The organism is Paenibacillus sp. GM1FR, assembly GCF_002803315.1.
Lineage (GTDB): Bacteria > Bacillota > Bacilli > Paenibacillales > Paenibacillaceae > Paenibacillus > Paenibacillus amylolyticus.
On the sequence record NZ_MKZL01000054.1, the window covers coordinates 58045 to 71256 of the forward strand.

Below are 13212 nucleotides of genomic sequence, written 5' to 3' on the forward strand. Positions count from 1 at the left end.
CGTTTTAACGTGGATTGTGCTCTTTTTGTTGTTTCACGGAGTGAGTATATCAATGTTACGCCTTGCGGAGTGCGGCTTGTTTTTGTACCAGGAAGAGTCTCCAGAGAAGCGCTGTTGCTCCTACAGCAAGGCCGGCAATGAGTCCAATCCAGTATCCGAAGGCACCGAGTGAAGTATACGTAGCAGTTAGATAACCTACAGGCAAGCCAATGATCCAATACGCTATGAACGTAATGATTAGTGCCGGATTAACATCTTTGTAGCCACGCAATGCTCCTTGGGTCGGTGTAGCAATCGCATCTGAGATCTGAAAGAAAATGGCGTAGATGAGGAAATGCTGCGTAAGTGCAATGACCTCTCGATCGTTTGAATACACGCCTGCAATCTGTTCGCCGAACACAATTAACACGATCGCTGTCAGCAGTGAGAGCACGATGGCTCCACCAATTCCAAGCAGACTGTATTGTCTGGCATCTCTCAGACGCCCCGCACCTGCCTCATAGCCCACAAGGATCGTAAGAGCCATACATATGCTCACAGGCAGCATGTAGAGCGTAGAAGCGAAATTCAGCGCCGCCTGGTGTGCAGCAATTGTTGTGGTATCGAAACGGCTCATCATTAAAGTCACAGCAGCGAAGATGGACGTTTCGAAAAAAGTCGCAAATCCGATGGGCACTCCAATCTTGAGTAACTCTTTCCATTTGGAGAATGAGACACGGGTCCATTGACGGAAAATGCCATACTGGGCGAAAGGTTCGACCCGATGGACAAAAAAGAGACTAATAAGAAAGATCAGCCAGTATGTACATGCTGTAGCAACACCAGCACCAACACCGCCCAATTGTGGAAAGCCCCAGCGGCCGAATATCAGCAGATAATTTAGAAAGATGTTAACGGGCAGGGAAACCAACGTAATGAACATCGTAGTCCGTGTCTGGCCAAGTGCATCCATGAAGCTGCGCAGCACTGTATATCCGAAGAGCGGAATAATGCCAAAAGCGAGTGCGCACAAAAAATAGAAGGCGACTTGGGCAACCCTGGGCTCCAGAGGCATTCCGTTCAGTATAGGGCCAAGTAACAACGCCCCGGCTCCGATAACGACGAGACTGACTGCAATCCCGAGATACAGCGCCTGGATGACGTTATACCCGATCTGATCATTACGCTTGGAACCTAACAGATGGGAAACGACAGGTGTAATACCGATCAGAATCCCGCTTAGTCCAGTTTGAACTGGCATCCACAGACTTGTGCCGATTGCAACTCCTGCAAGGTCGGCCGGAGAAAACTTGCCTGACATATTCGTGTCGAAGAACGACATGGCAGAGAGGGCGATTTGAGTGGTGAAGATGGGCAAAAATATAATCAGGAATTGCTTCACTTTTTGGGAAAAACTTGTTGTGTTCATGTTCACTGGCAGTGCCTCGCTATTCTGAAGAGATGTCATCCAAGTGTCATATCTGGACAGCTATTTATTGTAGTGGATTTTGATCAATTTGAATAGGGACAGAAAGCAGAGTAGGGGTGTACAGAGAAAAATGAACACCAAAAAACCTCGCTCCGCTTCAAGCAGAACGAGGTTGGATGAAATGAGAAGTATGAAAGAGTGCGGATTACTTATATTGTACACCTGATGTATAACGGTTGGACGCATTCCAGAGCAGATATTCATGCACATCCATGTCTTTCATCGCTCTAATCTGGTCTTCCACTTGTTTCTTGCCATACTTGATATAATGCCCACTGCCCAGCCAGCTTGCTGTGAAGTCCTGAATCCACGGACGAATGACGGGTTTGAGTTCTTTGGTAGGGTCTAGTTTCTTGTGTGTATCTTCCATTGAACCCTTGATGGTTGTGTAAGGATCTTTGTCAGGGTCCTTGACCCCATACCAGCCAGTAGAATAGTGACTAGGGTATACCATCGGTGAGATGACGTCCACGTTTTCGGATATCTTAACAAAATCCTGTCCAATGCCCTCAGCCGCAGGTACAGAAGCGGCATAACCAAAAATATCAACCGAGACACGAACACCTAGCGGGGCCAACTCCTTGCGTGCATATTGCACGAATTCAGCCACAACATCCACGCGTGACTTGTCAGATTTGGTATATTTCAGTACATCGGCTCGAGTTTCGAAACCTTCCGGGAAACGAACGTAGTCAAATTGAATCTCTTTAAATCCAAGCTTGGCTGCTTCCTTTGCAATCTCAATGTTATAGTCCCATACTTCCTTGCTGTACGGATTCACAAAGCTGTCGCCTTTGCCATTTGCCCATACAGATCCATCCTTGTTACGGAAGGAGAGCTCCGGATTTTTCTTGGCAAGAATCGTATCTTTGAATACAACGACACGTGCAATCGGGTAGACCTCATGTTTTTGCAATCGTTTCATCAAGGCATCGATATCCCGAATAAAAGGTTGGGATTTACCCATTTTCTGAAGCGCTTTGTTTTCTGTGGGATAAGTTATGTATCCGAGATCGTCTTTGATATCAATGACCATGGCATTCAGTTCTGTACTGTCTGTCAGTTCCAACAATTCTTTCATACGTGCGCCGCCTGCGCTGTAGGCCGTTACATAAATACCTTTGACCACAGGTGCATCAGGTTGAGGATCAATTTTGGCAGGTGGGTTATCGGCATCAATAACAACCTGATCTTTTTGAGATTGGATAATTGCGGTGTTAAAACTGTTGGTTAACGATTGGAATTGAGGATTTCCCTGGTCCGCCACTGCGGGGGCACCACCAAAGCTTCCAAAGGCCATAGCCATTAAAGCCCAAAACATGTTCATTCATTTCCACTCCCTTATGTGTGCATTCCATGTATGAATTATACATTAAAGCCTCTGGGCTTTTAACCATATTAATCAAGTAATGAAACACATGGAAAAAATGAAAACCGCTTCCTGCTGAGGAAATCCCCTGCAAGAAGCGGCGTGATCAATCTGAAAAAAATTATTGAATGTAAATCTCATTTTGATGCTCACAAATACTGTACTGAATGATTTCCATTGCGTCTCCCTGTTCCAGGATGCCCAGCCCATCCCGGAGGACAATCAGTGAGTCGAGTTCATTCGGTTTCAAGAAAGGGAGCATTTCCGGGCACCATCTGTTGACAATCTCAAACAGTTTTACCGTTTCCATATCCACAATAATCACCCTTTCCTACTCGAATTCCAAAATGGTAAGTCATTCGGCGCGATTCGGGAAAGCATATGGCCTGTGAAATTGAAGGGTTGAACCTGCTATACAACATATTTAGGAGCCGTACACCGTTATTATACCACAATGTTGTGAATTGTTAACCGTACAGGTGTCTCAACTTCTGCGAAATGAACCCATAACACCAACCGTTTCCACAATGTTAACAAAAGCGTTTGGATCTGTATCCTTGATAATACGTTTAATTTCAACCAACTCGTAGCGGGTGGTAACGGTCATGAGCATGTCCTTCTCAATATCCGTGTATGCTCCCTGAGTCTTAATTTTGGTAACTCCACGAGGCCGAACAAGTAATTTTTTTAACATGGCTTCGGTTTCGTTTGTAATAATGTACAGTGTTACTTTGACGTGACTGATATGGATCAGATCAAGCACTTTGCCTGTAATGTAGATGGATACCATCGAGGCCAAGGCTGTATTCCAATTGTCACTCAGGTATCCTGCAAGCATAATGATCGTACCGTTCATACCGGCCATCACTGTACCAATCGGAAAGTCTCGTTTACGCGTGAAAATGGACCCAACAATGTCGAGTCCTCCTGTGGAGCCGCCGACTCGGAAGGAAACGCCAGTACCCATTCCAATAAGCACACCGCCAAATACAGAACTAAGTAAAGGGTCTGTAGCCACAGCAAAAACAGGCAGAAGCGCAATGAACCAGGAAGTGGCTGCTACCGAAAGAATACTTAATGTAATGAAGCGTCGTCCAAGAATAAACCAACCTGCAATGAGCAGGGGAATGTTAAGAACAAAATACATTATACTAAGATTCAACGTTGTAAAATAACCCAGAAGCATTGAAATACCGGACACCCCGCCGCTTAAAAGCTGATGGGGGACCAAAAACCAGTTGAAGCCGCAGGCAATAGCTGCAGCACCCAAAATGATCACTAAAGAGTGCCAAATTATTTTGGGCAATTTAATCACCTCATTTATATTTAAAACCAGATTGCTGGTAATCTTGAATTGTTTTGTGATATAATAATTTGTGGATATTCTTGAGTAGGAAACTTTTCCTAAATGGAGCAATAAAATTTTGAAATGTTTCAAACACATGTATGTAGTTTTAGTCTTATGTTGGGGACCCATTCATGGAATTATATTCGTTAGTGAAAATAATTCGTCCCGTTGGGATACCCTATAAATATTAACGCTACTTAAGAATACAGACAACAAAGTGGATTGTCCACCATGTCCACCATATAAAAGGAGCATGAATAATTTTGACAAATTTAAACTTTACAGATTTCAATCTTGAACCACTGGTGCTGCAAGCCATCACTGAGCTCGGGTTTGAAGAAGCAACACCGATCCAATCCAAAGCGATTCCTTTGGCACTCGAAGGCAGAGATTTGATTGGTCAAGCTCAAACAGGTACGGGTAAAACAGCTGCATTCGGTATTCCGTTGATCAGCAAAATCTCAAAAAGTGACGAGAAAATCCGCGCCCTTATTATGGCACCTACACGTGAACTTGCAATTCAAGTTGCTGAAGAGATCGAAAAACTCACTCGCTTCAAAGGTCTTCGCTCCCTGCCAATCTACGGCGGACAAGATATCGTGCGTCAAATCCGTGCACTGAAAAGAAAACCACAGATCATCATTGGTACACCTGGACGTCTCCTTGACCACATCAACCGCAAAACAATCAAACTAGATGATGTACAAACTGTTGTACTGGATGAAGCAGATGAAATGCTCGACATGGGTTTCATGGAGGATATCCAATCCATCCTGAAACAAGTTCCAGACGAGCGCCAAACTATGCTGTTCTCAGCAACAATGCCTCCTAACATTCAAAAATTGGCACAACAATTCTTGAACAATCCTGAACACATTTCTGTGATTCCGAAACATGTTAGTGCACCATTGATTGACCAATCCTATATCGAAGTACCTGAGCGTCAAAAATTCGAAGCATTGAGCCGTTTGTTGGATATGGAATCTCCTGAACTGGCGATCGTATTCGGACGTACAAAACGTCGTGTTGACGAATTGGCTGAAGCTTTGCAAAAACGTGGATATTCTGCAGACGGTCTTCATGGTGACTTGTCCCAGAATCAACGTGATGCGGTAATGCGTAAGTTCCGTGACGGCAGCATTGACGTACTCGTTGCAACAGACGTGGCTGCACGTGGTCTCGACGTATCTGGTGTAACTCACGTTGTTAACTTTGACCTTCCGCAAGATCCGGAGAGCTATGTTCACCGTATCGGTCGTACAGGTCGTGCGGGTAAAGAGGGTGCTGCTTGGTCCTTCGTTACACCGCGTGAGATTGATCACTTGCACTTCATCGAGCGTGTAACACGTCACCGTATTCCACGTAAACCACTGCCAACAATGGCAGAAGCGGTTGAAGGTAAACAACGTTTGACGGCAGAGCGCTTGCTGGAAATCGTACAATCAGGCGAACTGAACGAATACAAAGGTATTGCGATTCAAATGCTTGAGCAATATGATTCTGTTCAACTGTTGTCGGCTGCACTGAAGCTCCTGACAGGTGACAAGAAAGATGCTCAAGTTGATCTGACTCCTGAAGATCCAATCCGTGCAAAACGTCGTAAACCTGATGTTCGCTCTGGCGGACGTAAACCATCGGGTTACAGCGGTAACCGCACAAGTGGTAGCGGCGGCAGTGGTGGTGGTTACAACCGCGATCGCAACAGCAGTGGCGGCGGACGTGGCGGTTACAACCGTGATCGTAACAGCGGCAGCAGCACTGGCACTGGCGGTGGAAGCAGAGAAGGTGGTTACAACCGTGACCGCAAACCGCGTCCAAGCAGTAACGAAGGACGTCGTCCAGCGAAAGATTCTTCTTTCGAGTAATATAAACGTATGATCTGAAAAATGGAGCGGGCAACTGCTCCATTTTTTTATTTTCAAAGTGACTGCATCATTTTATTTTACTATCATAAGCGGCCAGAAGCGCTAGCTAAGGATAATGACGATCTCTTTTCGGGAAGTACTGGCTTTTCCTATCTATAATAAGGTATATTAATATTAGACTTCAGGTAATTCGCAAGGCTGCAGAGGAGGAGAAATGTTTGGAATTTAAAGGAGCTATGGGTGGGATCTACCGGCTTACAGAGTGGATTACGAGACTGGCCGCAACCAATCTGTTGTGGGCTATTTGTTCGTCTCCGTTCTTGTTTTTCTTGATTATGAAACTGCTCGTGATGCAGCAGAACCTCGCAAACGAATCATTGCAAATGAACTGGGCTATAGCTATTGTGGCACCGCTTACACTGTTCCCGGCGACTTCGGCGCTGTTTACGGTTGTTCGTAAATGGAATATGGGCGATACGGATGTACCGATCTTCCGTACTTTCTTTGTAGGTTACAAGGAAAACTACAAGCAAAGTTTAATTGGGGGTATTTTTTACACACTGCTGTTCGCAATTATGTATCTGGATTATACAGTGTACATGACGCAGTTCCGCAATATGCAGCTCGTGGGAATCATCATGTTAGTACTGCTTCTCTTGTTATTTGTATCACTCTTTAACTTTTTCTCGATGGTTGTACATTATCATATGTCCATCGGACTCATTATCAAAAACGCGGTATTGCTTACGTTGATCAGACCATTCCGTGTATTTTCCACATTGCTGGGAAGTGGATTGCTGTTCTACATCGGTTTCCGTTATCCGGTCTTGTTTGTTTTCTTCATTATCAGCATCATTGCCTGGTTTGCTTTCTTTAACTTCTACGCAACCTTCAACAAGATGCAGGAGCAGATGGAGAAGATGCAACTCAAGAAGGAAGAAGAGGAAGCTGCTGCGCTGGCTGAACAATCAGCAGAGAATGGTGAAACACCTGAGCCATCAGACGACAAAAACATTACATTGCAAAAATAAAACATGATGAATCGCCATTTACTTTTTACACAGTTAGGGATATAATAATTGTACATCCTGCGATGTACGTTTCGGTTATTCGTTGTTTTGAACCAATGATGATGTCTTCGGGAGATCAACACAGAATGTTGCTGAAAAGCCCTGTCTATACGACATGGGGACTTCAAAAAGCATTTTTGCGGTCACCCACCTGCCAAGCAGGTTCATAAGACAATGTAGCCGGACGGCATAGGCGGGTTCCTAAATCTTCATGTACAGCACCCTGACTTTTCCTCTACAAAAGGAATTTCAGGGTGTTTTTAAGTTGTGATGAATGTTTTTGATTGGTTTTATGATAAATATGATGCTTGCCCTTTTGTTACTACTTGAACAATGTTACACTAAGATACATAAATGGAACGGTTACAATCAAAGGAGGAAGGGTCTTGACCTTAAAGAGAACGCTCGTCGGTATCATCCGCAGCATGGAGGGGACCAGCGATCGAGCCAAGGATCCCAAATTAAAAACACGGTATTATAACTTATCCAAAGACAGAGCCTGGGAAGAGGTCTCTTCGACACTCAAAAAGATTCCGGGTTATAAAGTGCTGCATGAAGTGCCTTCTGTTGGAGAAGTTATTCTGGAGAAGCGGACTACCTTTGGACGGACGATGGATATTACAGTTTCCATTATCTCAGTAAGTCCTGTTCGCAGTGCGGTGGATATGTATTCAGCTTCACGTGGTTCACTTGGAGACTTGGGTTCCAATTATCGCACGATTATGAACTTATTCTCTGTACTGGATAAAAAGCTAAGCAAGTATAAAGCAAATGATTGAAATAGATGATAAATAACAAAAAGCGAGTGAAGGTTAACCTTCCTCGCTTTTGTTCTGAACGTATGATAACTTCTACAGCAAAGCTTTTACAGCAGCAATCGCTTGTTCGAAGTTAGGGGAGTCTGTCATTTCAGGCAAATACTCCACATATGTAATCCGGTCTTCGGCATCCAAAACAAAAATGGAGCGCATGTCGAGTTGGAATTCTTTGATCAGAACGCCGTAGTCTTCACCGAAAGAACGTGTTTTGTAGTCTGACAATGTAACTACGCGGTCAACACCAGCTGCTCCACACCAACGAGCCTGAGCAAACGGAAGGTCAACGCTTACTGTCAAGACAACAACATTGTCTCCGAGTTCTCCAGCTTCCACGTTGAAACGACGAGTTTGCGCATCGCATACGCCAGTATCCAGGGAAGGAACAACGCTGATTAATTTGATTTTGCCTGCGAAGTCTTTCAGGGAAGCGTCCTCAACCAGGTTCTTGCTCAGTGTAAAATCAGGTGCTTGATCGCCGACTTTCAGTTCGGGTCCGATCAATGTAATAGGGTTGCCTTTAAATGTGGCTGCGCCTGTACGTTCTTGTGTCATAATAATGTTCCTCCTTATAAATTGGTGATCCGTGCCAAAATCCATTATAATCTTTTATGAAAGGCATTGTCCAATTCGGACATGTACCATTACGATGGATCAGAGATGTAAGTCCGATCTGAACAGGGTGGAGTGAAAGAAGAAATTTATGATATTTATTCGCTATGAGAACTGGAAAGGTTATTTGAAGTATTTCCCTTTGACGTCGCTTTTTTTAATTGCCAATGTAGTCATGTTTATTGTGTTAACGGTGAACGGTGGATCAACGAACAATATGGTGCTGCTGAAATTCGGGGCACTTACGAATCATGAACTGTTCGCACATGAATGGTGGCGTTACATTACATCGATGTTCCTGCATGCGGGCTTCAGTCATTTATTGTTTAACAGCTTTGCGTTAATCGTATTTGCTCCACCGATGGAGCGGTTGCTCGGGTCGGTAAGGTATGGTGTATTGTACCTGGGTGGCGGTGTATTGGGTAATATTCTTGCTGTTGCGTGGTACAACTCGGTTGGGAGTATTACCATCTCGGTAGGTGCTTCAGGAGCGATCTATGCCGTCTATGGTGCATTCCTGTATGTAGCGCTGTTCCAGCGAACGATGATGGACGAGGCTTCGCGCAAAACGATGTACACATTGCTTTTGTTCGGGATCATATTCTCCTTCGCCATGTCAGGCATCAACTGGATGGCTCACCTTGGTGGATTGTTGGGTGGATTCTTTATTTACGGACTGTTGATCAGATTGTGGAAACCCCGCAGCTTAAAGCGGTAGTCAGAACGTTCTCAAGATGGAATACAGTCAAGGATAAGTAGGGTATAACAGATTGGAGCGATCAGGCGAGTGGAATTAAGACAGTTGCATTACTTTTTGAAAGTGGCACAGAAGGAACATGTAACACAGGCTGCTGAAGAGTTGCATGTGGCACAGTCGGCGGTGAGTCGTCAGATTCATCAGCTGGAAGAAGAACTGGGCGTGGACCTTTTTATGCAAAAGGGACGAAACCTGCAGTTGACTGCAGTGGGGCAGCTTTTTTGCAAACGAATTGAAGGTATATTAAAAGATTTGGACAAGGCAGTTGGTGAAGTTCATGAGTTTCTGGACCCGGAGCATGGAGAGATTCGAATTGGGTTTCCGCATAGCCTGGGGATTCATCTCATTCCTTCCGTGGTGGCTGCTTTCCGTCAGCGCTACCCCAACGTGAAATTCAGATTCAAGCAGGGGATGTTCCCTACGCTGATTCGTGATGTGTTATCCGGAGAGGTAGACTTGGCATTCATTTCTCCTTTTCCAGAAAAGCATGATCAAGTAGATGGCGATATTGTACTCACGGAAGAATTACATGCGATCCTTCCTCCTAATCACCCGTTAGCTGGTGAAGAGACAATTGCGCTTGAACAGCTCAAGGATGATAAATTTGTATTATTCAGCAAAGGTTATTCTCTTCGTCCTATTGTATGGCATGCTTGTCTGGAAGCTGGTTTTACACCCAAGATCGCTTTTGAAGGGGAAGAGACCGACACCATCCGCGGATTGGTCGCTGCGGGCATGGGGGTCAGTCTGCTACCTGAGATGGCGTTATTCCAGACGAATCCGTTGCAACCGGCACATGTGGCTATCTCCCATCCAAAAGTAACGCGAACTATCGGGTTAATTCATCGTGCGCATGATAAACTGCCGCTGGTTGCTCAGTCCTTTCGTTCATTCTTGCTTGATTATTTCGGTTTACAACAAAACAATACCCCATCCGATTAACGGTGGGGTATTGTTTTGTTGTTTTTGTTGTATTAAGTATCCAATTAATCGCGGCTGTTGAAGATTCCGATGTAACGAATCAACTCAAGCAGTGAAATCAACGCTGCAGCAACGTAAGTCAAGGCTGCGGCATTCAGAACTTTTGCAACACCTTTTTCTTCTTCATTACGGATGTACCCTTCGGATACCATAATCTCTCTAGCGCGATTACTTGCATTGAACTCAACCGGTAAAGTGATGAGTTGGAATGCTACAGTTACGGAGAAGAAGATGATACCGATACCTACAAGGTTCATGGCATTGAAGATGAATCCTGCAATTAACAGGAATGGAGCTAATCCGGATGCAAAGTTCACAATTGGGAAGATCCGGTGACGCAGTGCCAGCATCGGATAACTTTCTTTATGCTGAATGGCGTGGCCAACTTCGTGACACGCTACCGAAACAGCTGAGATTGAGTTTTCATAATATACTGGTTCTGATAAACGTACAACCCGATTGATCGGATCATAGTGATCAGAGAGTGTACCGCGTACAGGTTCAATTGGAACATCATGCAGGCCGTTAGCATCAAGCATCTGGCGAGCGGCATCGTAACCAGTCATTCCGTTCTGGTTCGGTACCTCCGACCAACGTCTAAACGTACCTTTAACGCGAAATTGCGCCCATAAAGAGAGCAAAAAGGCGATAATGATCAAAACGAACATACCGTTATTAAAACTCATATTCATTCCTCCGCTTTCTATGAATAAGCTACATCATGGTGTTCTCAAGCAAGATTTTTAGTGCCTCCATTGTACCGGCACTTTTGGTGAGGAGTCCTGCCATCATTTTACGTGCTTGTACAGGTTTCATCTCTCCAAGTAGCGGTTTGAGTTCGTTAACCTCTCGCTCAAGTTGTTGTACGTGAAGTTCCAATGTTGTCAATTTGCTGGCAACTTGTTCTTCTGTACTAACCAGACGCCACTTCTCAAGAGATTGTTTAATCTCGTCGAGACTATACTTCTCTTGTTTCATCTGTACAATACGTTCAAGCCTCGTTAAAGTTTCATTACTATAGAGACGATAATTTTTTTGTGTACGTTCTTCGGGAGCGATTAGTCCAAGCTTTGTGTAATAATCAATCGTCCGTTCACTAACACCAGCGGTCTTGGCAAGTTCGCCAATCCGAAAAAGTTTCATATCCCCAATGATATTCACCTCGCTTGCAAGTTCAAATGTAGGGAATTGTAGTTTCCACTTGTGAATTTCTAGACTACGCCCAATTTTCTTACTAATAAGTATGATACATGATCTTTAACCGTACAGTCAAACGTTATGCTTTGACAATCAGCATGCTGCATTTCTATATCTATGTACTCATAGAATGTGATTATGTACTTAAGTGCAAGAAAAAGACGTATGACTTTATTCCCAGAAATAATTTTCAGTTTTGATAAAAATACTCTTGTCAACTTTCCTCTCTTCTGCTTATAATGACATTAAGAGTTTCACGTTATGTGAAGAAACTTAACATAAGAGGGAGTGGGGTATATGAGAAAGAAATGGTTGGTTTCCATGTTAGTAATGCTTACTTTGTTCGCTTTTCCGGTTAGCGCATTTGCGGCTGCGGAGGGTCCGACTAACATTGAACTTCAAAGTGGTTTGAACTCAGCCTTTACGTTTCTGGCTGTTGTACTCGTGTTCTTGATGCAAGGGGGATTTGCTTTACTTGAAGCGGGTTCAACACGAATGAAGAATGCAGGACACATTGCGGGTAAGACCATCCTGACATTGGGAATTTCAGTTATTGCCTTCTGGGCTTTGGGTTTCGGTCTTGGTTTCGGTAATGGTAACAGCTTCTTTGGAACAACAGGATTTTTCCTGAGCGGTGACAAGATGGCTGCTTCCTTCGAATCACTGGCTTTCTCCGATGTTCCACTGACTATTAAATTCGTTTTCCACCTCGCTTTTGCGGCGGTATCTCTGGCCATTGCCTGCGGTGGTATGGCTGAACGTGCAAAAATGAGCGTATATATTGTATTCGGTACACTTTATACCATTATCATGTATCCGGTTGTTGCTCACTGGGTATGGGGCGGCGGCTGGTTGGCTGAGCTGGGTATGCAAGACTTTGCAGGATCGACGGTTGTTCACTTGACTGGTGCGACTGCAGCATTGGTAGCGACGATCTTGTTGAAACCACGTATTGGTAAATATAACAAAGACGGCAAACCTAACATCATTCCAGGTCACAACCAAGTGTATTCCGTACTCGGGGTTATTATCCTCTGGATCGGTTGGTTCGGATTCAACCCAGGTAGTACATTGTCTGCCATGGGAGATGGATTCTTCGGTTATGTTGCATTAACTACTAACGTAGCTGCTGCAGCCGGTGGTGTTGCTGCGCTGTTGATCTCATGGGCAGTACTTGGGAAGTCTGATATTCCTAGCATGTTAAACGGTGTGCTTGCGGCACTCGTTGCGATTACAGGAGCATGTGCATTCGTTGAACCTTGGGCAGCTTTGGTTATCGGTGCTTTGGCTGGTGTTATCACATTCTTCACAGCACAGTACTTCGATCGTAAAGGAATTGACGATCCAATCTACGCTTTCTCCGTACACGGTGTTGCTGGTATGTGGGGAGCAATCTCCACAGGTTTGTTCGCTACACCAGAACTTGCTGAGCATGCGGGTGTAGGTCAAGCGGGTCTATTCTATGGCGGTGGATTCCACCAATTGGGCGTACAGCTTCTCGGTCTGGTAGGTGCTTTTGCCTTCGTACTGGTAATGTCCTTCATTATTCTGGGCGGTATGAAAGCGATCATGGGCATCCGTGTTACTGAAGAAGAAGAAACAATGGGTCTGGATATCAGTGAGCACGGTACTTACGGATACCCTGAACAAATGAAAAATGTAGATTCTAAATCCAATGGTGGTACGTTCAGCTCCTGAGGTGAATGATGCTGAATCATGCTTCAAGGAGG

The 13212-nt window shown here is 44.6% G+C and carries 13 protein-coding genes and 1 other RNA gene; 7 read left to right on the top strand and 7 right to left on the bottom strand.

Annotation, left to right across the window (positions count from 1 at the left end; all coding sequences use genetic code 11):
- Window positions 1–55: 55 nt before the first annotated feature.
- The 4 genes from PAEAM_RS24520 to PAEAM_RS24535 form a co-directional block, all read right to left on the bottom strand.
- Window positions 56–1408 (bottom strand): MATE family efflux transporter, encoded by a 1353-nt coding sequence (locus PAEAM_RS24520; RefSeq protein ID WP_047844233.1) that lies wholly within the window; start codon window positions 1406–1408, stop codon window positions 56–58.
- 205 nt (window positions 1409–1613) lie between these two features.
- Entirely contained in the window at window positions 1614–2795 is a 1182-nt protein-coding gene (locus PAEAM_RS24525; protein ID WP_100529304.1) for a putative glycoside hydrolase, read from the bottom strand.
- A gap of 163 nt (window positions 2796–2958) precedes the next feature.
- Window positions 2959–3147, bottom strand: a complete 189-nt coding sequence (locus tag PAEAM_RS24530) for a hypothetical protein (protein WP_029880762.1) — start codon at window positions 3145–3147, stop codon at window positions 2959–2961.
- A gap of 174 nt (window positions 3148–3321) precedes the next feature.
- Window positions 3322–4143: a YitT family protein gene (locus PAEAM_RS24535; protein WP_036609659.1), complete on the bottom strand. Its 822-nt coding sequence runs from the start codon at window positions 4141–4143 to the stop codon at window positions 3322–3324.
- A gap of 305 nt (window positions 4144–4448) precedes the next feature.
- On the opposite strand from PAEAM_RS24535, the gene cshA reads away from it, so the two are divergent.
- The 4 genes from cshA to PAEAM_RS24555 all read left to right on the top strand — a co-directional run bounded on the left by cshA (window position 4449) and on the right by PAEAM_RS24555 (window position 7899).
- Window positions 4449–6050 (top strand): degradosome RNA helicase CshA, encoded by a 1602-nt coding sequence (cshA, locus tag PAEAM_RS24540; protein WP_036609657.1) that lies wholly within the window; start codon window positions 4449–4451, stop codon window positions 6048–6050.
- 218 nt (window positions 6051–6268) lie between these two features.
- On the top strand, window positions 6269–7081 hold the full coding sequence (locus tag PAEAM_RS24545) for a YesL family protein (protein WP_036609655.1): 813 nt from the start codon (window positions 6269–6271) through the stop codon (window positions 7079–7081).
- A 51-nt stretch (window positions 7082–7132) separates the two neighbouring features.
- Window positions 7133–7324: non-coding RNA, 6S RNA (gene ssrS / locus PAEAM_RS24550), on the top strand.
- 182 nt (window positions 7325–7506) lie between these two features.
- A complete protein-coding gene (locus PAEAM_RS24555; RefSeq protein WP_017689382.1) occupies window positions 7507–7899 on the top strand; it encodes a DUF1499 domain-containing protein in 393 nt (130 codons plus the stop codon).
- 72 nt (window positions 7900–7971) lie between these two features.
- On the opposite strand, the gene tpx is transcribed toward PAEAM_RS24555, so the two are convergent.
- A complete protein-coding gene (gene tpx / locus PAEAM_RS24560; RefSeq protein ID WP_036609653.1) occupies window positions 7972–8490 on the bottom strand; it encodes a thiol peroxidase in 519 nt (172 codons plus the stop codon).
- A gap of 148 nt (window positions 8491–8638) precedes the next feature.
- Between tpx and PAEAM_RS24565 the strand changes: the two genes are divergently transcribed.
- Window positions 8639–9265, top strand: a complete 627-nt coding sequence (locus PAEAM_RS24565; protein WP_036609651.1) for a rhomboid family intramembrane serine protease — start codon at window positions 8639–8641, stop codon at window positions 9263–9265.
- A gap of 69 nt (window positions 9266–9334) precedes the next feature.
- A complete protein-coding gene (gltC, locus tag PAEAM_RS24570) occupies window positions 9335–10246 on the top strand; it encodes a glutamate biosynthesis transcriptional regulator GltC (protein WP_036609648.1) in 912 nt (303 codons plus the stop codon).
- A 44-nt stretch (window positions 10247–10290) separates the two neighbouring features.
- On the opposite strand, the gene PAEAM_RS24575 is transcribed toward gltC, so the two are convergent.
- Together PAEAM_RS24575 and PAEAM_RS24580 are read right to left on the bottom strand one after the other, a co-directional pair.
- Window positions 10291–10971, bottom strand: a complete 681-nt coding sequence (locus PAEAM_RS24575; protein WP_036609646.1) for a zinc metallopeptidase — start codon at window positions 10969–10971, stop codon at window positions 10291–10293.
- 28 nt (window positions 10972–10999) lie between these two features.
- Window positions 11000–11428, bottom strand: a complete 429-nt coding sequence (locus tag PAEAM_RS24580; RefSeq protein WP_017689377.1) for a MerR family transcriptional regulator — start codon at window positions 11426–11428, stop codon at window positions 11000–11002.
- A 351-nt stretch (window positions 11429–11779) separates the two neighbouring features.
- On the opposite strand from PAEAM_RS24580, the gene PAEAM_RS24585 reads away from it, so the two are divergent.
- The gene (locus PAEAM_RS24585; protein ID WP_100529305.1) at window positions 11780–13180 is read left to right on the top strand and encodes an ammonium transporter; all 1401 of its coding nucleotides are present in this window, start codon (window positions 11780–11782) and stop codon (window positions 13178–13180) included.
- Window positions 13181–13212: the final 32 nt, after the last annotated feature.